At 63.6% G+C, this 19,862-nt stretch carries 15 protein-coding genes and 2 pseudogenes; 8 read left to right on the forward strand and 9 right to left on the reverse strand.

All coding sequences use genetic code 11. The annotated features are described in order from the left end of the window. Positions 1-630: VOC family protein (locus AC07XM_RS28955; RefSeq protein ID WP_146026084.1), on the forward strand; the 630-nt coding region annotated here is incomplete at its 5' end. A 113-nt stretch (positions 631-743) separates the two neighbouring features. On the opposite strand, the gene AC07XM_RS28960 is transcribed toward AC07XM_RS28955, so the two are convergent. After that, complete coding sequence (locus AC07XM_RS28960; RefSeq protein WP_016489797.1) at positions 744-1,670, reverse strand: LysR substrate-binding domain-containing protein; 927 nt, start codon at positions 1,668-1,670, stop codon at positions 744-746. A gap of 154 nt (positions 1,671-1,824) precedes the next feature. On the opposite strand from AC07XM_RS28960, the gene AC07XM_RS28965 reads away from it, so the two are divergent. Next, positions 1,825-3,213 (forward strand): NorM family multidrug efflux MATE transporter, encoded by a 1,389-nt coding sequence (locus tag AC07XM_RS28965; RefSeq protein ID WP_016489798.1) that lies wholly within the window; start codon positions 1,825-1,827, stop codon positions 3,211-3,213. Positions 3,214-3,294: 81 nt separating this feature from the next. Here AC07XM_RS28965 and AC07XM_RS28970 read toward each other — a convergent pair. Further along, a pseudogene (locus AC07XM_RS28970) lies at positions 3,295-4,962 on the reverse strand (putative bifunctional diguanylate cyclase/phosphodiesterase). 294 nt (positions 4,963-5,256) lie between these two features. Here AC07XM_RS28970 and rep point away from each other — a divergent pair. Both rep and AC07XM_RS28980 read left to right on the forward strand, forming a co-directional pair. After that, positions 5,257-7,266: a DNA helicase Rep gene (gene rep / locus AC07XM_RS28975; protein ID WP_023047188.1), complete on the forward strand. Its 2,010-nt coding sequence runs from the start codon at positions 5,257-5,259 to the stop codon at positions 7,264-7,266. A gap of 64 nt (positions 7,267-7,330) precedes the next feature. After that, on the forward strand, positions 7,331-7,903 hold the full coding sequence (locus AC07XM_RS28980; RefSeq protein ID WP_003253535.1) for a xanthine phosphoribosyltransferase: 573 nt from the start codon (positions 7,331-7,333) through the stop codon (positions 7,901-7,903). Positions 7,904-7,920: 17 nt separating this feature from the next. Here the strand turns inward: AC07XM_RS28980 and AC07XM_RS28985 are convergent. From AC07XM_RS28985 to dadA, 5 genes and pseudogenes are all read right to left on the reverse strand, one after another. Beyond that, positions 7,921-9,771, reverse strand: a pseudogene (locus AC07XM_RS28985) (acetyl-CoA hydrolase/transferase C-terminal domain-containing protein); the annotation flags it as partial. 227 nt (positions 9,772-9,998) lie between these two features. Further along, on the reverse strand, positions 9,999-10,403 hold the full coding sequence (locus tag AC07XM_RS28990) for a c-type cytochrome (protein ID WP_033731233.1): 405 nt from the start codon (positions 10,401-10,403) through the stop codon (positions 9,999-10,001). Positions 10,404-10,557: 154 nt separating this feature from the next. Beyond that, positions 10,558-11,106, reverse strand: a complete 549-nt coding sequence (locus AC07XM_RS28995; RefSeq protein ID WP_016489803.1) for a cupin domain-containing protein — start codon at positions 11,104-11,106, stop codon at positions 10,558-10,560. A gap of 109 nt (positions 11,107-11,215) precedes the next feature. Beyond that, positions 11,216-12,289 carry an alanine racemase gene (gene alr / locus AC07XM_RS29000; RefSeq protein WP_102690130.1) on the reverse strand — a complete coding sequence of 358 codons (1,074 nt, stop codon included), beginning with the start codon at positions 12,287-12,289 and terminating at the stop codon, positions 11,216-11,218. Positions 12,290-12,435: 146 nt separating this feature from the next. Beyond that, positions 12,436-13,740, reverse strand: a complete 1,305-nt coding sequence (gene dadA, locus AC07XM_RS29005) for a D-amino acid dehydrogenase (RefSeq protein ID WP_016489805.1) — start codon at positions 13,738-13,740, stop codon at positions 12,436-12,438. A 156-nt stretch (positions 13,741-13,896) separates the two neighbouring features. Here dadA and dadR point away from each other — a divergent pair, with 156 nt between their 5' ends. After that, the gene (dadR, locus tag AC07XM_RS29010; RefSeq protein WP_003258963.1) at positions 13,897-14,385 is read left to right on the forward strand and encodes a transcriptional regulator DadR; all 489 of its coding nucleotides are present in this window, start codon (positions 13,897-13,899) and stop codon (positions 14,383-14,385) included. Between the two features lie 2 nt (positions 14,386-14,387). On the opposite strand, the gene AC07XM_RS29015 is transcribed toward dadR, so the two are convergent. Next, the gene (locus AC07XM_RS29015; protein ID WP_016489806.1) at positions 14,388-14,741 is read right to left on the reverse strand and encodes a YkgJ family cysteine cluster protein; all 354 of its coding nucleotides are present in this window, start codon (positions 14,739-14,741) and stop codon (positions 14,388-14,390) included. Positions 14,742-14,888: 147 nt separating this feature from the next. Here AC07XM_RS29015 and AC07XM_RS29020 point away from each other — a divergent pair, with 147 nt between their 5' ends. After that, entirely contained in the window at positions 14,889-16,181 is a 1,293-nt protein-coding gene (locus AC07XM_RS29020) for an NAD(P)/FAD-dependent oxidoreductase (RefSeq protein ID WP_096426911.1), read from the forward strand. Between the two features lie 45 nt (positions 16,182-16,226). Here AC07XM_RS29020 and AC07XM_RS29025 read toward each other — a convergent pair whose 3' ends face one another. After that, entirely contained in the window at positions 16,227-16,457 is a 231-nt protein-coding gene (locus AC07XM_RS29025) for a DUF1127 domain-containing protein (protein ID WP_016489808.1), read from the reverse strand. A 178-nt stretch (positions 16,458-16,635) separates the two neighbouring features. Here AC07XM_RS29025 and AC07XM_RS29030 point away from each other — a divergent pair, with 178 nt between their 5' ends. Further along, the gene (locus AC07XM_RS29030; RefSeq protein ID WP_161775551.1) at positions 16,636-18,066 is read left to right on the forward strand and encodes an aminotransferase-like domain-containing protein; all 1,431 of its coding nucleotides are present in this window, start codon (positions 16,636-16,638) and stop codon (positions 18,064-18,066) included. Between the two features lie 59 nt (positions 18,067-18,125). Further along, positions 18,126-19,679: a phospholipase D family protein gene (locus AC07XM_RS29035; RefSeq protein ID WP_016489810.1), complete on the forward strand. Its 1,554-nt coding sequence runs from the start codon at positions 18,126-18,128 to the stop codon at positions 19,677-19,679. Positions 19,680-19,862 lie beyond the last annotated feature (183 nt).

The raw sequence follows: 19,862 nt of genomic DNA on the forward strand, positions 1-19,862 counted from the left end.
CCCACCCGCCGCCACCCGATCCTGCTGCGCCAGACCAGCTTCAAGGCCTTGCAGGAAAAGGTCGCGTTCAGCGACCAGCAGGGGAGCGAAGGCAGCCACACCGCGCGCTTTGGCGAAATCGAGCAACGCGGTGCAGCCCTGACGCCGAAAGGTCGCCAGCTGTACGACAAGCTGCTCGACGCCACCCGCGCCGCCCTGGGTGGCGCACCGGCCGAAGCCAATGCCGAGCGCTACATGGCCTTGCTCAAAGATACCTTTGCCGAGTTCCCGGATGACCTGGCGCAGATGCGTGAACAAGGCCTGGCGTACTTCCGCTACTTTGCCACCGAGAAAGGCCGGGCTGCGCGTGACCAGGAAGGCCGCCCAACCACCCTGCAGGGGCTGATCGATGCTGGCCATGTGCATTTCGAGGCATTGGTGTACGAGGACTTCCTGCCGGTGAGCGCAGCGGGGATCTTCCAGTCCAACCTGGGCGACGATGCGCAGGCCGAGTACGGCAGCAATGCCAACCGGGATGCATTCGAAGCCGCGCTGGGGCTGCCGGTGCAGGATGAGCTGGCACTGTATGCGCAGAGCGAGCGCCGCTCGCTGCAGGCTTGCGCACAAGCGTTGAACCTGGGTTCGATGTAAAACCGTCTCGGCCTCTTCGCGGGCTTGCCCGCTCCCACAGGTGCAGTGTCGGTCCAAGGCATACGACAAACCTGTGGGAGCGGGCGAGCCCGCGAAGAGGCCGGTACAGGCGATCAGAGAGGCGGCAGGATTTCCACATCCGGTAGATCCATCGCCGCCACCTCGTCTGCCAGAAAGTCACTCAAGCGCCGCAACCGCTCGCCACCCGGCCGGGTGCGCGGCCATACCAGGTAGTAGTCCATCCCACTGGGCACTGCTGTCGGCCAAGGCAGGCTCAACCGCCCCTGCGCCACATCTTCGGCCACCATCAGCAAATCACCCATGGAAATCCCGTAGCCCCGCGCTGCGGCAATCATGCCCAGCTCCAGGGTGTCGAACACCTGCCCGCCCTTGAGCGAAACCTTGTCGCCAAGCCCCATGCGCTCCAGCCATTCCCGCCAGTCACGCTTGTCCACCGTGGGGTGCAGCAGTTCGATAGAGGCCAGCCGGCACACATCCCAGGGTTCTTCGTCGAGCAGGTCGGGCGCGCCGACCGGGATCAGCAACTCTGGAAACAGCTTGCGCACCTCCCACTCCGCCGGGAACACGCCATCACTGAGCAGCACCGCACAATCGAATGGCTCCTGGTTGAAGTCCACGTGGTCGACGTCCATCCAGGCGCTGGTCAGCTGCACTTCGTTACCCGGTTGCAAGTGCCGGAACCGGCTCAGGCACGCCAGCAACCAGCGCATGGTCAATGTCGATGGGGCTTTCATGCGCAGGATGTCATCTTCACCGCGCAAATTATCGCAGGCCCGCTCCAGCGCCGCGAAGCCTTCGCGCACGCCCGGCAACAGCACCCGCGCCGCTTCGGTCAATTGCAGGCTGCGGCCGCTGCGCACGAACAGGCGACAGGCAAAGTGCTCTTCCAGCGTGCGGACATGCCGGCTGACAGCACTTTGGGTAATCGACAATTCTTCGCCGGCACGGGTGAAGGAGCAATGCCGCGCGGCAGCTTCGAATGCGCGCAGGGCATACAACGGAGGGAGCTGTCGGGACATGAGGTACCTGCCATACCGGGCTGTGAAACTAATCATCAATAAGCATATATACATGAGTCAGACTCATGCCAATGATCGCTTTTATCCTTTTGAACAAAGTTGACCAAAGCCTCAGAATCGCCCTTCGTTGTTTTCCCAGGAAAGGACCGCCCCCATGCATGTCGCGCCCACCACAGAACTCAAGGCTTTGCTGCGCCTGGCCGGGCCGCTGATCGCCTCGCAGTTGGCGCATATGCTGATGGTGCTGACCGATACCCTGATGATGGCCCGTATCAGCCCACAGGCACTGGCCGGTGGCGGCCTGGGTGCGGCCAGCTACTCGTTCGTGTCGATCTTTTGCCTGGGCGTGATCGCTGCGGTCGGCACCTTGGTGGCGATCCGCAAGGGCGCCAACGACATCGAAGGTGCCACCCGCCTGGCACAGAACGGCGTGTGGCTGGCCTGGGGCCTGGCGCTGATCGCCGCGCTGGCCCTGTGGAACCTCGAGCCAGTACTGCTGCTGTTCGGGCAACAGCCCGAAAACGTTGCCTCGGCCGCCGAATTCCTCACCCTGCTGCCACTGGCGCTGCCCAGCTACCTGACCTTCATGGCCTTGCGTGGCTTTACCAGCGCGCTGGGCCGCTCGACCCCGGTGATGGTGATCAGCGTGGTCGGCACGGTGCTCAACTACCTGTTCAACGTGGCGTTGATCGAAGGCATGTTCGGCCTGCCAAAACTGGGCCTGATGGGCATCGGCCTGGTCACCGCAGTGGTATCGCTGGGCATGGCCATCGCCCTGGCGCTGTACATCCGCTGGCATTCGGCCTATGCCGCCTACCCGCTACGCAAAGGCCTGTCGCGCCCGTCGCTGCCGGCCCTGCGCGAGCTGTGGCGGCTGGGCTTGCCGATTGGCGGCACCTACATGGTGGAAGTGGGCCTGTTCGCCTTCGCTGCGCTGTGCATGGGTGTGCTGGGCAGCACCGAACTGGCGGCGCACCAGATCGCCCTGCAGATCGTGTCCACCGCGTTCATGGTGCCGACGGGCTTGTCCTATGCGGTGACGATGCGCGTGGGCTTGTACTACGGCGCTGGCAACCTGCTGGCGGCGCGCAGCGCCGGGCGCGTGGGCATCGGCTTTGGGGCAATGATCATGTTTGCCTTCGCCGCACTGTTCCTGCTGCTGCCCGAAGCGCTGGTAGGACTGTTTATCGACCGCAATGATCCGGCCTTTGCCGCGATCTTCCGGGTGGCTGTGCAGTTATTGATGGTGGCGGCATGGTTCGAACTGTTCGACGGCATGCAGACGATTGCCATGGGTTCGATCCGTGGGCTGAAAGATGCCAAGACCACCTTCCTGATCGGGCTGGTGTGCTACTGGCTGGTGGGTGCGCCGAGCGCCTGGTTGTTCACCTTTACCCTGGGCGGTGGTGCCGTGGGGATCTGGTGGGGGCTGGCGCTGGGCCTGGCATGTGCGGCAGTGGCGCTGACATTTGGCTTTGAGTGGCGAATGAAACGGTTATTGGGGAAGGCGCAAGCGCGTGCAGAGGCTGCTGCTTCGGCCTGACTTCGGGGCCTCTTCGCGGGCACGCCCGCTCCCACAGGATTGCGTGGTCCCTGTGGAAGCGGGCGTGCCCGCGAAAGGGCCCTAAGGGACAACATTCAGCTGACGGCCAGGCACCTTCAGCAAAAAATCGATCAGCTCCCCGACCGGCAGCGGCTTGCTGACCAAAAAGCCCTGCACCTGGTCACAGCCAAACCCGCGCAACAAGGCCAGCTGCTCTTCACTCTCCACCCCTTCGGCCACCACCTCGAGGTTGAGGTTGTGCGCCAGGTTGATCATGGCGTGCACCAGCTTGCGGTTCTCCTCGCGCATTTCCATTTCTGCAACAAAGCTGCGGTCCACCTTGAGCAAGGTGATCGGCAGGCTGTTGAGGTGCACGAACGAAGAAAACCCGGTGCCGAAATCGTCTAGGGAGAAGCGCACGCCCAGGCGGCCGAGGGCGTCCATGGTCTGGCGCACCAGCTCGTTGCGGCGCATCACCGCCGTTTCGGTCAGTTCGAACTCCAGCCAGCGCGCGTCCACCCCATGCTCAAGGATCAGCCGACTCAGGGTGGCCAGCAGCTGGCTGTCCTGGAACTGACGGAAACTCAGGTTTACCGCCATGTGCAACGGCTCCAGACCGCGCTCGCACAGCGCCTGCATGTCGCGCAAGGCGCGGGAGATGACCCAGTAGCCCAACGGCACGATCAGGCCGCTCTGCTCGGCCAGGGGCACGAACTCGCTGGGCGGTAACAGCCCGCGTTCGGCATGGCGCCAGCGCACCAGCGCCTCCAGGCCGACGATGCGCCCATCGGCCAGGTCGAGCCGCGGCTGATAGTGCAGCTCCAGCTCGTCACGGCGCAGCGCGCGGCGCAGTTCGCTTTCCAGGTCGGCAAGGCTGCGGGCGTTGCGATTGATGCGCTCGTTGAACACATGGAAGGTACAGCCCTGGCTGCCCTTGGCCTGGCGCATGGCAATGTGCGCATGCCACATCAGCGGGTCGGCGCCGCTCTGCGCGCGGGCATGGGCCAAGCCCAGGCTACACCCCAGCAGCAGGCTTTCGCCGTCGATCCAGTAGGGTTCGGCCAAGGCCTCTATGATGCGTTCGGCGATCCATTCGGCGCGGTTGGCGTCGCGTCAGGTGTCGATCAGCAAGGCAAACTCGTCGCTGCCCAGGCGCGCCAGCTGGTCGCCAGCCTCCAGCTGGTTTTGCATCCGCGCCACCACTTGCAGAATCAGGCGGTCACCGCTCTGGTGGCCGAGCGCATCGTTGACGTGGCGGAAGTTGTCCAGGTCCAGGTGGCCCAAGGCAATGCCACGGCCATCGTTTTCGGCCAGCCGCGCGGTCAGCAAGGCCTGAAAGCCCTGGCGGTTGGCGATGCCGGTCAATGGGTCCTGTTCGGCCAGGCGCTGCAAGGTGGCCACCAGCACTCCACGTTCGCGCACATGGCGCAGCGAGCGGCGCAGGGCGTCGGCATTGAGCTGGTCGCGTACCAGCCAGTCGCTGACCGCGCCGGGCGCCACCTCAGGCTCGTGATCGAGCAGCAGGATGGTCGGTAGCTCGCAGCGCCCAGGTGCCGGCTGCAGGGCTGGGGTTGCCAGCACCACGGCCTGGCGATCATGGCTGAACAGGCTATCCACCGCGTCCCAGTCAGGCGCGGTCAGCAGCACTGCACTGCCGTTGAGGGCAGGCATGCATGCGTGCAACAAGGCGGCCCATTGCGGCTCATCAGCCAACAGCAGCAAACGCAAAGGTTCGACAGGCGTGGACAAGCGGGCTCCTTAGGACTTCACGGTGCAACGATATCAGCCATTATGCTACTGCATTAATGAAAATGATTTTCACTTTTATACATGCATTTGCGACCGTAGCATTCCGACGTATTTTGTCGTGCATCCTGCTCGAAACGAGGGGAAGCGGCAAATATGATTTTTTCCTCTAGTAGCATTAGCCGCACTAATAATGGGACAGACAAAAGTCTGACTCAGACGTCAGACGGTCGCGCCACAACCGCCCCATGCCTGTTAGAATGCGCGGCTATTTTCTGGCGACCCCCGGTTTCTAGCATGTCCCGACTCAATCCCCGGCAGCAGGAAGCCCGTGACTACGTCGGCGGCCCTCTTTTGGTGCTCGCCGGTGCAGGTTCGGGCAAGACCAGCGTGATCACGCGCAAGATTGCCCACCTCATCCAGAACTGCGGCATCCGTGCCCAGTACATCGTGGCGATGACCTTCACCAACAAGGCCGCACGCGAGATGAAGGAGCGGGTCGCTACGTTGCTGCGTCCGGGGGAAGGCCGTGGCCTGACGGTATGTACCTTCCACAACCTGGGCCTGAACATCATCCGCAAGGAGCACGAACGCCTTGGCTATAAGCCGGGCTTCTCGATCTTCGATGAGTCCGACATCAAGGCGTTGCTGTCGGACATCATGCAGAAGGAGTACTCCGGCGACGACGGCATCGACGAGATCAAGAACATGATCGGTGCCTGGAAGAACGACCTGGTGCTGCCGCCCGAGGCTTTGGAAAAGGCGCGCAACCCGCGCGAGCAGACGGCCGCCATCGTCTATACCCACTACCAGCGCACGCTCAAGGCGTTCAACGCGGTGGACTTCGACGACCTGATCCTGCAGCCGGTCAAGCTGTTCCAGGAGCACCCCGAGGTGCTCGAACGCTGGCAGAACCGGGTGCGCTACCTGCTGGTGGACGAATACCAGGACACCAACGCCAGCCAGTACCTGCTGGTGAAAATGCTGATCGGCATGCGCAACCAGTTCACCGTGGTGGGCGACGACGACCAGTCGATCTACGCCTGGCGCGGTGCGCGCCCCGAAAACCTGATGCTGCTCAAGGAGGACTACCCTTCCTTGAAAATCGTCATGCTCGAGCAGAACTACCGCTCCACCAGCCGCATCCTGCGCTGTGCCAACGTGCTGATCGCCAACAACCCGCACGCGTTCGAGAAGCAGTTGTGGAGCGAGATGGGCGTGGGCGACGAGATCCGCGTCATCCGCTGCAAGAACGAGGAAGCCGAGGCCGAACGCGTGGCCATGGAAATCCTCACCCTGCACCTGCGCACCAACCGCCCCTATAGCGACTTCGCCATCCTCTACCGTGGCAACTACCAGGCCAAGCTGATCGAACTGAAGCTGCAGCACCACCAGGTGCCATATCGCCTGTCGGGCGGCAACAGCTTCTTCGGCCGCCAGGAGGTCAAGGACCTGATGGCCTACCTGCGCCTGCTGGTGAACCCGGATGATGACAACGCCTACCTGCGGGTGATCAACGTACCGCGTCGCGAAATCGGCTCCACCACCTTGGAAAAGCTTGGCAACTATTCCACCGAGCGGGGCATTTCGATGTACGCCGCCAGCGAAGAGCTGGGCCTTGGCGAGCACCTGGACGCCCGCTACACCGAGCGTTTGCAGCGCTTCAAGCACTGGCTGGACGGGGTACGCCAAAAGGTTGCCCTGGAAGACCCGATCGCCGCGCTGCACGAGATGATCCGCGACATCGACTACGAGAACTGGATCCGCCAGCAGACCGCCAGCGACAAAGCGGCGGAGTTCCGTATCAGCAACGTCTGGTTCCTGGTCGAAGCGCTGAAAAACACCCTTGAGAAGGACGAAGAGGGTGACATGACCATCGAGGATGCCATCGGCAAGCTGGTGCTGCGCGACATGCTCGAGCGCCAGCAGGAAGAGGAAGAAAACGCCGAAGGTGTGCAGATGATGACCCTGCACGCCTCCAAGGGCCTGGAGTTCCCGTACGTGTTCATCATGGGCATGGAAGAGGAAATCCTCCCGCACCGCTCCAGCATCGAGGCCGACACCATCGAAGAGGAACGCCGCCTGGCCTACGTGGGCATCACCCGCGCGCGCCAGACCCTGGCCTTCACCTTCGCTGCCAAGCGCAAGCAGTACGGTGAAGTCATCGACTGCACGCCCAGCCGGTTCCTTGACGAACTGCCTCCGGACGACCTGGCCTGGGAGGGCCTGGACGATGCGCCGGTCGAGGTAAAGGCCGCACGCGGCAACAACGCCCTGGCCGATATCCGGGCAATGCTCAAACGCTGATCAACCATTACTCTTTAACTTTGCCGCTATTTGCGGCGACCTTTGCTACATCGAGGAAAACAAAGTGGAAGCACTGCATCAGAAGATTCGCGAAGAAGGCATCGTGCTTTCCGACCAGGTTCTTAAAGTCGACGCGTTTCTCAACCACCAGATCGACCCGGCGCTGATGCAGCTGATCGGTGACGAGTTCGCCCGCCTGTTCGCCGACGCCGGCGTGACCAAGATCGTCACCATCGAAGCCTCGGGCATTGCCCCGGCCGTGATGACTGGCCTGAAGCTGGGCGTACCGGTGATCTTTGCGCGCAAGCACCAGTCGCTGACCCTGACCGAGAACCTGCTGACTGCCTCGGTGTACTCCTTCACCAAGCAGACCGAGAACACCGTGGCCATCTCGCCACGCCACCTCAACAGCAGCGACCGCGTGCTGGTGATCGACGACTTCCTGGCCAACGGCAAGGCGTCGCAGGCGCTGATCTCGATCATCAAACAGGCCGGCGCCACCGTGGCTGGCCTGGGTATCGTGATCGAGAAGTCGTTCCAGGGCGGCCGTGCCGAGCTGGACAGCCAGGGCTACCGCGTTGAGTCGCTGGCCCGGGTGAAGTCGCTGGAAGGTGGTGTGGTCAGCTTCATCGAGTAAGCCTGTACCGGCCCCATCGCCGGCAACCCTGCCAGCAAAAGGCGCTGGTACAGCTCTTCCTTCAATCCCTGCGGAGCGTCCAGCCCCATCCGCTCCAGGTGCCCTTGATACCCCTCCGGCCCCGGCGCATCCAACGCTGCCTTGCCCAGCTCCAGCACCTCGCTCAGCTTGAACTTGCTCTTCAACCAGTTCAGTGCCCGCAACAGGTCCCGCTCCTCAGCTGTAAAGTCCGTCCCCATCGGATACTCCGGGAACAGCCGCGCATGCCGCGCCCTGATCGCTTCCAACCGCTGCGGCGTATTGTCGGTAAAACGAGCGTCCAGCTCAAAACCCTTGGGCAGCTTGCCGGCCTCTTTTGCCTGCTCGATGAGCCCCTGCTGGAACCGCGAATCGCTCACCGCCAGCAACCGCGCAATCACCTCGCTGTCGGTCTGCCCACGCAAGTCGGCAATGCCGTATTCGGTCACCACGATATCGCGCAGGTGCCGGGGGATGGTGCAGTGGCCGTAGGTCCAGAGCAGGTTTGAGGTCACCTCCCCGCCTGCCTCGCGCCAGCTGCGCAAAAGCAGAATCGAACGCCCGCCTTCCAGCGCGTGGCCCTGGGCGACGAAGTTGTACTGCCCGCCAACGCCGCTGAGCACGCGGCCGTCCTCCAGCTGATCGGCCACCCCGGCGCCGAGCAAGGTCATGGCGAACGCAGTGTTGATGAAGCGCGCATCGCGGCGCTGGCGCCGCTTGAGTTCTTCCTGCCCGTACAACTCGTTGATAAAGCTGATGCGGGTCATGGCAAACCGCGCACGCGCTTCGAGTGGCATCTCCCTCAACCGCTGGTAGAACGCCTGAGGGCCGAGGAAAAAGCCACCATGCACCACGGGCCCCTGCTCATCGGCCGGGCGCCGCAGCAGGCCTGCTTCGGCAAGCACCAACAGGCCATTGGCGAACATCTCGCTGCAGCCGTACAGGCCTTGGGCAAACGTCCCCAGCCCCCCTTCGCGCTCGATCAGCGCATGCCACGGGCCCGTATCCAGCTCGTCGAGCAAGGTGCGGTAGCCGGCGTTGTCACCCTGACGCGCCAGCAACGCGGCGGCGACTGCATCGCCCATGGCACCGATGCCGATCTGCAGGGTGCCGCCATCGCGTACCAGCGTGCTGGCGTGCAAGCCGATGCAGTGGTCCTGGGTGCCGACCGGCATGTTCGGGGTGGAGAACAGGCGACGTTGCTCGGCTTCATCGAGCAGCAGGTCGAACGCATCAATGGGCAGTTCCGCATCGCCCGGCATGTAAGGCAGCTCGGCATGCACCTGGCCCAGCATGAGGATGGTTTCGCCGGCCGCGCGGCGCTTGGCGATCATCGGCAGCAGGTCGAGGGTGATGTCGGGGTTGCAGGCCAGGCTCAGGTGAACAGGCCTTTCAGGTGTGGCGGCCACCAGTTGCGCGACCAGGTTCAGGCCCTTGGCGTTGATATCGCGTGCGGCGTGGCTGTAGTTGCTGCTGATGTAGTCCTGCTGGGCAGCCTCGCTGTGCAGCAGGCTACCGGGCTGCATGAAGAACTGCTCGACGCGGATATTCGCCGGCAGGCTGTCGTTGCGCAGGTCAGCGAGGTAGTCGAGCTCTTGGTAGTCGGCGAAGACACGCTCGACGAAGGGTTCGAGAAACCGCCGCTGCAGGCCATCGCCCAATGGCGGGCGGCCCAGAGAGAGCGCGGTGTAGATAGTCAGCTGCCGCTCGGGCAGCTCGCGCACGCGGGCGTAGAGGGCGTTAACGAAAGCATTAGGCTTCCCCAGGCCCAAAGGCAGGCCCATGTGAATATGGGCTGGCAGCCGGGACAAGACCTGCTCGACAGCCTGGTCGATGGAGCAGAGGTGCATCAGGGCCTCCTGAGACATCCATGGGTTCAGGGGTTGGACATGGCACTGGCGGGTTGGTTGCCTGTACCGGCCTCTTCGCGGGACAAGCCCGCTCCCACTGGCACCTCACAGCCTGAAGGCAGTGGTGTTCTTGTGGGAGCGGGCTTGCCCCGCGAAAGGGCCAGGGCAGCCAGCACAAAAAACAAAGCCCGCCATCAAAGGCGGGCCTCATGCAATTCAGCTGTGTCTTACAGACCGGACATTTTCTTGATCGCCCCTTTCAGGTCGTCATCCGAGCAGTCCGCGCAGGTGCCCTTGGGCGGCATGGCGTTGATGCCGGTAATGGCCTTGGCCAGGATGCCATCCAGCCCGCCCTGGTGGTCGGCGCGTTCTTTCCACGCGGCGGTATCGCCAATCTTCGGTGCACCGAGCAGGCCGCTGCCATGGCAGGCATTGCAGTGCTTGGCGATGATGTCATCTGGCGTCTTGGCTCCCCCGCCCCCCGCTGCAGCAGCCACTTCCATGCCTTTGCATTCCTGGCCCTGGACGCACACCTGGCCAACCGGCTCGAGGCGTTTGGCAATGTCGTCATTGGTTGCAGCGGTTGCGCTCATTGCCCAGAGGGCGAATACGGCTGCTGGTACGGCCAGCATCTTCTTGATTTGGTTCACGCGAACACCCTCATGGTGGCTAATCACGCTCGCGGCCACGGAACGGCGAGCGTTGAAAAGTATAGCGGGAACCCAGAGGCCGTGAAACGACCCTACACTGGAAAGGGGTATTGCCGAATCAATGCACTGCGCTGGATCAAAAGTTTGATGGCGTCGCTGCACTGATCAGGCGTGCGGGCTGGTTGAACGGATTGCGAAAGCGGTGCGGGCGCGTGCTTTCGAAGTAGTAGCTGTCGCCTTCTTCGAGAATGAAGATCTCGTTGCCGACCACCAGCTCCAGCCGGCCTTCGAGCAGGATGCCGGTTTCTTCGCCGTCGTGGGTGAGCATTTCGGCACCGGTGTCGGCACCTGGCGGGTATACCTCGGTGAGAAACGCGATGGCACGGTTGGGGTGCGACTTGCCGACCAGCTTCATGGTCACCGCACCGTCCGAGATGTCGATCAGCTCGTGGGCCTTGTAGACGATCTGAGTGGGGCTTTCAGGTTCCAGCTCGACCGAAAAGAACTCGACCATGGACATGGGAATGCCGCTCAGCACCTTGCGCAGCGAGCTGATGGAGGGGCTCACGCTGTTCTTCTCGATCATCGAGATGGTGCTGTTGGTCACACCGGCACGCTTGGCGAGTTCGCGCTGGGACAGGCCCTTGAGCTTGCGGATGGCTTGCAGTCGTTCGCCGACGTCCAAAGCTGGAGCCTCCTGAAACGGTGGAAAGGGGGATGGATGTGAACGATATCATGGCAATGCCGTTCAGTATTTACAACACACCACCCCTCAACCTGTCCGCTTCAGCGTGTCATTCGCCGATGTAGTCCCGCGGTAAACGCTTCAGGTTGCAGAAAATCTGGTAAGGGATAGTACCCGCATGGGCGGCCACTTCGCTGGCCAGTATCTGCTTGCCCCACAGTTCGACCGGGCTGCCGACAGTGGCTTGCGGCACGTCGGTGAGGTCGACGCTGAGCATGTCCATCGACACCCTGCCGATCAGCTGGGTGCGCTGGCCAGCGACCAGTACCGGGGTGCCATTGGGCGCCTGGCGCGGGTAGCCATCGGCATAGCCCATGGCGACCACGCCTACACGGGTTGGCCGTGGGCTGACAAACTTGGCGCCGTAGCCCACGGGCTCACCGGCAGGCAGCTCGCGCACACTGATCACCCGCGATTGCAGGGTCATTACCGGTTGCAGCCGTGAGGCTTGGGCCTGGGGCACTTCGAACGGCGTGGCGCCGTACAGCATCAGGCCCGGGCGTACCCAGTCGCCAGGCGCTTGCGGCCAGCCCAGCACGCCAGGCGAGTTGCGCAGGCTGCACTCGGCGGCCAGGCCCTGGCGGGCGGCCTCGAACACGGCAATCTGCTGGGCGGTCGCGTCGGCATCCAGCTCGTCGGCGCGGGCGAAGTGGCTCATGAGCACGATGCGCGCAACCTTGCCGCTGGCCAGCAGGCGTTGGTAGGCCTCATGGTAATCCTTGGGGTGCAGGCCGACGCGGTGCATGCCGCTGTCCAGCTTCAGCCAGACGGTGAGCGGCTTGTGCAGCTGGGTTTTCTCGATGGCTTCAAGTTGCCAAAGCGAATGCACCACACACCACAGGTCGTGCTCGGCAATCAGCGCCAGCTCGCTGGCTTCGAAGAAGCCTTCCAGCAACAGCACCGGGGCCTTGATACCGGCGGCGCGCAACTCCAGCGCCTCTTCGATGCAGGCAACGGCAAAGCCGTCGGCTTCGGCCTCCAGGGCCAGGGCGCAGCGTACGGCACCATGGCCATAGGCGTCGGCCTTGATTACGGCGAGGGCTTTGGCACCGGTCAGTTCACGGGCCAGACGGTAGTTGTGGCGCAGGGCCTGGAGGTCGATCAGGGCGCGGGCGGGACGCATGGCGGCTGCCTTATGGTGGTTCACAGGTTGAAAACGGTGTTGGGTTCTTCGCGGCTAAAGCCGCTCCCACAAGGGACCGCACAATGGCCAAGGCCATGCGATCCCTGTGGGAGCGGCTTTAGCCGCGAATGGGCCGGTGCAGGCGATTACTGCTGGTGAATCGGCGCGCCCTGCCCGTGCTTGGTCGCTTCCCGGCTGTTGCCATAACGGGAAATGTCCAGGCCTTCGGCACTGATCTGCGGTTTCTTGCGCGCAATCAGGTCGGCCAGCAGGCGACCAGAACCGCACGCCATGGTCCAGCCCAGGGTACCGTGACCGGTGTTCAGGAACAGGTTGCGGAACGCCGTGGCACCAACAATCGGTGTGCCGTCCGGGGTCGCCGGACGCAGCCCGGTCCAGAAGCTGGCCTGGCTCAGGTCACCGCCGCGAGGATAAAGGTCGTTGACGATCATCTCCAGCGTTTCGCGCCGACGCGGGTTCAGCGACAGGTCAAAACCGGCGATTTCAGCCATGCCGCCAACACGGATACGGTTGTCGAAACGGGTGATCGCGACCTTGTAGGTCTCGTCCAGAATGGTCGAGGTCGGGGCCATGTCGCCGTTGGTGATCGGCACGGTCAGCGAGTAACCCTTCAGCGGGTAAACCGGGGCCTTGATACCCAGCGGCTTGAGCATCTGCGGCGAGTAGCTGCCCAGCGCAAGCACGTAGCGGTCGGCGGTTTCCAGCTTGCCGTCGATCCACACGCCATTGATGCGATCGCCCGCGAAGTCCAGGCGTTGGATGTCCTGGCCAAAACGGAACTCCACACCCAGCTTGATGGCCATGTCGGCGAGCTTGGTGGTGAACATCTGGCAGTCACCGGTCTGGTCGTTAGGCAGGCGCAGCGCACCGGCCAGAATGTCCTTCACGCCAGCCAGGGCCGGTTCGACGCGGGCAATACCGTCGCGGTCCAGCAGTTCGTAAGGCACGCCAGACTGCTCGAGCACGGCAATGTCCTTGGCCGCGGCATCCACCTGGGCCTGGGTGCGGAACAGCTGGGTGGTACCCAGGGAGCGGCTTTCGTAGGCAATGCCGGTTTCGGCGCGCAGTTCGTCAAGGCAGTCGCGGCTGTACTCGGACAGGCGCACCATGCGCTCCTTGTTTACCGCGTAACGGCTGGCGGTGCAGTTGCGCAGCATCTGCGCCATCCACAGGTACTGGTCGACGTCGCCGGTGAGCTTGATGGCCAAGGGGGCGTGGCGCTCGAGCAGCCACTTGATGGCCTTCAGCGGCACGCCTGGGGCGGCCCAGGGCGAGGCATAGCCGGGCGAGATCTGGCCTGCGTTGGCAAAACTGGTTTCCATGGCCACCGCCGGCTGGCGGTCGACCACCGTCACTTCAAAACCTTGCCGGGCCAGGTAATAGGCACTGGCGGTTCCGATTACACCGCTACCAAGTACCAGAACTCGCATCGTTATATCCCTCACACGCGGCACGCCGCAGACTTTTATTGATATGGCATGAATGGGCGCAGTATAGGAATTTGAGACCAGTGCAATTCACTATATAAAAGCCTATTATTGGCGAGAATTCTCGGCAAAATCGCCTTTCACGGAGGGGCATCCCCTATGAGAACCCAGCACCAGAGCAAGCGTGAACTGGACAAGATCGACCGTAACATCCTGCGGATCTTGCAGAATGACGGGCGTATTTCCTTCACCGAACTGGGCGAGAAAGTTGGGCTGTCCACCACCCCTTGCACCGAGCGGGTTCGCCGTCTGGAGCGCGAGGGCATCATCATGGGCTACAACGCCCGCCTGAACCCGCAGCACCTCAAGGGCAGCCTGCTGGTGTTCGTGGAAATCAGCCTGGACTACAAGTCGGGCGACACCTTCGAAGAGTTCCGCCGCGCGGTGTTGAAGCTGCCCCACGTGCTGGAATGCCACCTGGTGTCAGGTGACTTCGACTACCTGGTGAAGGCGCGCATTTCGGAAATGGCGTCGTACCGCAAGCTGCTTGGCGACATTCTGCTGAAGCTGCCGCATGTGCGCGAATCGAAGAGCTACATCGTGATGGAAGAGGTGAAAGAAAGCCTCTGCCTGCCGATCCCGGACTGAGACTAGACCAGCACCTGCCGGGTGGTGGCGATGAACTGGTGCACGAGTTGCTCGGCTGCGGGCTCGATCATCGGCTCAGGGCCACGGCCACGCGGGCAGGCCATGCGTGGTGTGGTGCCAAACAGGCGGCAGATCATGGGGCGCTCTTCATACACCGTGCAACCGTTGGGGCCCAGGTGCACGCAGTCCAGGCGCTCGAGAGCGGCTTCCTGCTCGGCCTGGGACTTGCGCGGCAGGCGGGCCATTTCTTCCGTCGACGTGGTGACCGGGCCGCAGCAATCGTGGCAGCCGGGCTCGCACTCGAACGAGGGGATGAGTTCGCGCAGGAAGTGGATCTTGTGACGGTTGCAGGACATGGGCAAGTACAAAGCTGATTGATAAGTTGGATTATAAGCCCATTCGCGGGCTTGCCCGCGAACGAGGGCGCTGCCCTCGCCTTGTTGCCCACTACCCCACCCCGACTTATCCTCCTCCCCTAGCCCACCAGCCTCAGGACCAAGCCCATGATCCACAGCGCGCAGCACGCCGCCTCCTATTACGCCGCCAGCAGCGCGCCACACCCTGACTACTCCTTCCTGCAAGGCGAGCACAGCGCCGATGTCTGCATCGTCGGCGGCGGCTACTCGGGGCTGAACACCGCCATCGAGCTGGCCGAACGCGGCTTTTCGGTCATCCTGCTGGAAGCGCGCAAACTTGGCTGGGGCGCCAGCGGGCGGAATGGCGGGCAGTTGATCCGCGGCGTCGGCCACGGCCTGGAACAGTTTCTGCCGGTGATTGGCGAGGAAGGCGTGCGCAGCATGAGGCTGATGGGCCTGGAGGCCGTGCAGATCGTGCGCGAGCGGGTAGAGAAACATGCCATCGCCTGCGACCTGACCTGGGGCTACTGCGACCTGGCCAACAAGCCGGCCGAGCTGCTGGGCTTTGCCGAAGACGCCGAAGAACTGCGCAGCCTGGGCTATGCGCATGAGCTGCGGCTGGTCGGCAAGGACGATATCCACAGCGTGGTCGGCGCCGACTGCTATGTGGGCGGCCTGGTCGACATGGGCTCCGGCCACCTGCACCCGCTCAACCTGGCCTTGGGTGAAGCGGCGGTGGCCAGCCGGCTGGGCGTGAAGCTGTTCGAGCAGTCCGAGGTTACCCGCGTCGACTATGGCCCCGAGGTGCAAGTGCATACCGCCCAGGGCCGGGTACGCGCCAAGACCTTGGTGCTGTGCTGCAACGCCTACCTCAACGGCCTCAACCGCGAGCTGGGCGGCAAGGTGCTGCCGGCCGGCAGCTACATCATCGCCACCGAACCGCTAGGCGAAGAACGCGCCCGCGCTTTACTGCCGCAGAACATGGCGGTGTGTGACCAGCGCGTGGCGCTGGATTACTACCGGCTGTCTGCCGACCACCGCCTGCTGTTTGGCGGTGCCTGCCACTATTCAGGCCGCGACCCGAAAGATATCGCCGCCTACATGCGGCCGAAGATGCTCAAGGTGTTCCCGCAGCTGGCCGACGTGCGCATCGACTATCAGTGGGGCGGCATGATCGGCATCGGCGCCAACCGCCTGCCGCAGGTTGGCCGCCTGGCCAGCCAGCCGAACGTGTATTACGCCCAGGCCTATTCAGGCCATGGGCTCAACGCCACCCACCTGGCCGCGCGCCTGCTGGGCGAGGCAATCAGTGGCCAGGCAAGCGGGCGTTTCGACCTGTTCGCCAACGTGCCGCATATCACCTTCCCCGGCGGCAAGCACCTGCGCTCGCCACTGCTGGCGCTGGGCATGCTGTGGCACAGGCTTAAAGAGTTGATCTGAAAACTGCCGCGGTCGGTGTAGGAGCGGCCGCGCAGCGTCTCGTTGTTAGTCTTTCCAGAAGGGTTTACGTCCCTCTGTACGGGCCTGCTCCCAGCTCAGCCCGACATCGCGCAACTCGTCATCCGTCAGCTGCAACAGCGCCCTGCGGGTATGCCAGCGATGCAGCATCAGCCCCCAACGCCCAAGCCCTTGCGGCGCGTTGAATACCTTGGCCTGCTGCCCGGCTTCCAGTTCACTGGCCATCAGTTGCAAGCGCACATCGCTCATGCCGCCCATCACCGCACCCTCTCGTTCAGTTGATACCGTGGAGAAAGGATGCGCGTCGGCACCATCGACAATACAGAGCCAATACAGCCTTATTATTCCCATACAGAATTGGCCGTTGGCCGACTGAATGCTGTATTTTCAGCCCAACTGTACCGGTCGCTATGCCAATGCAGCGCAGGAGTATGCCGTGACCCTCTACCTGAACCTGGCCGAACTGCTCGGCGCCCGTATCGAGCAAGGCCTGTATCGCCCTGGCCAGCGCCTGCCCTCTGTGCGCGCCCTGAGCGTGGAACACGGGGTCAGCCTGAGCACCGTGCAACAGGCCTATCGCATGCTGGAAGACAGCGGCATGGTCTCGCCCCGGCCCAAATCCGGCTACTTCGTCAGCGACCACCGCCAGCTGCCAGCGCTGCCCGCCGTCAGCCGCCCGGCCCAGCGCCCGGTGGATATTTCGCAATGGGAGCAGGTGCTGGAGCTCATCCGCAGCACGCCGCGCCAGGATGTGGTCCAGCTCGGCCGTGGCATGCCCGACATCAACACCCCTACCCTGAAGCCCCTGCTGCGCAGCCTGGCTCAGTTAAGTCGGCGGCAGGACATGCCCGGCCTGTATTACGACAACATCCACGGTAACCTGGCCCTGCGTGAGCAGGTTGCGCGGTTGATGCTGGACTCCGGCTGCCGCCTGAGCCCGGCCGACCTGGTCGTGACCACCGGCTGCCACGAGGCGCTGTCGTGCAGCATTCGCGCGGTCTGCGAGCCAGGCGACATCGTCGCAGTCGACTCGCCCAGCTTCCACGGCGCCATGCAAACCCTCAAGGGCCTAGGCATGAAGGCGCTGGAAATTCCCACCGACCCGCTGACCGGCATCAGCCTGGAGGCGCTGGAACTGGCCCTGGAGCAGTGGCCGATCAAGCTCATCCAGATCACCCCCAACTGCAACAACCCGCTCGGCTACATCATGCCCGAGGCCCGAAAGAAGGCCCTCCTTAGCTTGGCGCAGCGCTACGACGTGGCGATTCTGGAGGACGATGTGTACGGCGACCTGGCCTACACCTACCCGCGTCCGCGGACTATCAAGTCGTTCGACGACGATGGACGCGTGCTGTTCTGCAGCTCATTTTCCAAGACCCTCGCCCCCGGCCTGCGGGTGGGCTGGGTGGCGCCCGGGCGCTACCTGGAGCGGGTGCTGCACATGAAGTACATCAGCACCGGCAGCAGCGCCAGCCAGCCGCAGCTGGCCATCGCCGACTTCATCGCCGGCGGCCACTACCAGCCCCACGTGCGGCGCATGCGTAGCCAGTACCAGCGTGGCCGCGACCTGATGAGCGAATGGGTAACCCGTTACTTTCCAACGGGCACCCGGGTCAGCCGCCCCCAAGGTGGCTTCATGCTGTGGGTAGAATTACCCGAACATTTCGATACGCTGCGCTTGAACCGGGCTTTACTGGAGCAAGGTGTGCAAGTTGCCGTGGGCAGCATCTTCTCGGCCTCGGGCAAGTTTCGCCACTGCCTGCGCATGAACTTCGCCGCGCGGCCGACGCCTCAGATCGAGGCCGCTGTGCGCAAGGTAGGTGAAACCGCCCTTCGTCTACTGGATGAAGAAAGCGCCGACGCGTAACTTTGCGCCGCCCGCCACGGTCCAACCCCAAAGCCCTTGCTGCACAGGACGGTCCACCCTTGAGACTCCAGCACGCCTTGCCCCTGCTGCTGGTGCTGCTGCTCGGCCTTGCCGGCTGCACCAGCGTCAGCGCGCCCCGCGAAACCAGCCAGGCGCTGCCCGCCCATGACTCCGCCTTTGGCCGCTCGGTGCTGCGCCAGGCCGCGCCTTACGGCGGCCGCTCGGGCTTTCGCCTGCTGCCCAACAGCAATGAAGCGTTCCGCGCCCGTGCCGAACTGATCCGTAACGCCCAGGCGAGCATCGACCTGCAGTACTACATCGTCCACGACGGCCTCAGCACCCGCGCCCTGGTGCATGAATTGCTGCGTGCAGCCGACCGTGGCGTGCGTGTGCGCATCCTGCTGGACGACACCACCAGCGACGGCCTGGACACCATCATGGGCACCCTCGATGCCCACCCCAACATCCAGATCCGCGTGTTCAACCCGCTGCACCTGGGCCGCAGCACTGGCGTGACCCGCGCCATGGGCCGGCTGTTCAACCTGTCGCGCCAGCACCGGCGCATGCACAACAAGCTGTTCCTGGTGGACAACAGCATGGCGATTGTCGGCGGGCGTAACCTGGGCGACGAGTATTTCGATGCCGAGCCCAACCTCAACTTCACCGACATCGACCTGCTGGGTATTGGCCCGGTGGCCGAGCAGCTGGGGCACAGTTTCGACCAGTACTGGAACAGCGCCCTCAGCCGACCGATCGCCGACTTCCTCTGGCGCGACCCGAATGCCAACGACCTGCGTGCCAGCCGCCATCGCCTGGAAGTGTCGCTGGCCGAAGCCAGGACCCAACGCAAAGCCCTGTACGACCGCCTGATGGCCTACCAGTCGCAGCCTCGCCTGGACGTGTGGCGCAACGAGCTGATCTGGGCCCACGCCCAAGTGCTGTGGGATGCACCCAACAAGGTGCTGGCCGACAACGAACCGGACCCACAGCTGCTGTTGAGCCAGCAACTGGCACCGGACCTGGCCAACGTGCACCGCGAACTGATCCTGGCATCGGCCTACTTTGTGCCGGGCGAACCGGGCCTGCTGTACCTGACCGGCCGCGCCGACGCTGGCGTTTCGGTGAAGCTGCTGACCAACTCGCTGGAAGCCACCGACGTGCCGGCCGTGCATGGCGGCTACGCGCCCTATCGCCGGGCCTTGCTGGAGCACGGGGTGCAGCTTTTTGAGCTTCGCCGGCAGCCAGGCGACCCAAGCGCGGGGCGGTTGAGTTTTCGTGGCAGTTCGGATTCGAGCCTGCACACCAAGGCGATCGTATTCGACCGGCGCAAGACCTTCATCGGCTCGTTCAACTTCGACCCGCGTTCTGTGCTGTGGAACACCGAGGTTGGAGTGCTGGTGGACAGCCCGGAGCTGGCGGAGTACACCCGCGAGCTGGCCCAACAGGGTATGGCGCCTGCGTTGAGTTACCAGGTGAAGCTGGTGGGGGGCAAGCTGGTGTGGGCGACCGAGGACAATGGCAAGCGGCACGTGCTGACGTCTGAACCGGGTGGGATGTGGCGGCGGTTCAACGCGTGGATCAGCAAGGCGGTTGGCTTGGAGAAGATGTTGTAGCCGCTATCGTTGGGGCTGCTTCGCAGCCCATCGCGACACAAGGCCGCTCCCACAACGGTACGGTGTACACCGATCAATGTGGGAGCGGCCTTGCGTCGCGAAAGGGCCGCAAAGCGGCCCCAAAATCCATCAGGCAGAAACCGGTTCAAACGCCCCACGCCGCTGGGTCAACACCACCAGCCC

The sequence above is a fragment of the Pseudomonas sp. GW460-LB5 genome (assembly GCF_059423245.1).

Bases quoted from the DNA above. Each gene is read 5' to 3' on its own strand.
- AC07XM_RS28960 (WP_016489797.1), bottom strand. From the start codon at position 1,670: ATGTCCCGACAGCTCCCTCCGTTGTATGCCCTGCGCGCATTCGAAGCT.
- AC07XM_RS28965 (WP_016489798.1), top strand. From the start codon at position 1,825: ATGCATGTCGCGCCCACCACAGAACTCAAGGCTTTGCTGCGCCTGGCC.
- rep (WP_023047188.1), top strand. From the start codon at position 5,257: ATGTCCCGACTCAATCCCCGGCAGCAGGAAGCCCGTGACTACGTCGGC.
- AC07XM_RS28990 (WP_033731233.1), bottom strand. From the start codon at position 10,403: ATGCTGGCCGTACCAGCAGCCGTATTCGCCCTCTGGGCAATGAGCGCA.
- alr (WP_102690130.1), bottom strand. From the start codon at position 12,289: ATGCGTCCCGCCCGCGCCCTGATCGACCTCCAGGCCCTGCGCCACAAC.
- dadA (WP_016489805.1), bottom strand. From the start codon at position 13,740: ATGCGAGTTCTGGTACTTGGTAGCGGTGTAATCGGAACCGCCAGTGCC.
- dadR (WP_003258963.1), top strand. From the start codon at position 13,897: ATGAGAACCCAGCACCAGAGCAAGCGTGAACTGGACAAGATCGACCGT.
- AC07XM_RS29015 (WP_016489806.1), bottom strand. From the start codon at position 14,741: ATGTCCTGCAACCGTCACAAGATCCACTTCCTGCGCGAACTCATCCCC.
- AC07XM_RS29020 (WP_096426911.1), top strand. From the start codon at position 14,889: ATGATCCACAGCGCGCAGCACGCCGCCTCCTATTACGCCGCCAGCAGC.
- AC07XM_RS29025 (WP_016489808.1), bottom strand. From the start codon at position 16,457: ATGGGCGGCATGAGCGATGTGCGCTTGCAACTGATGGCCAGTGAACTG.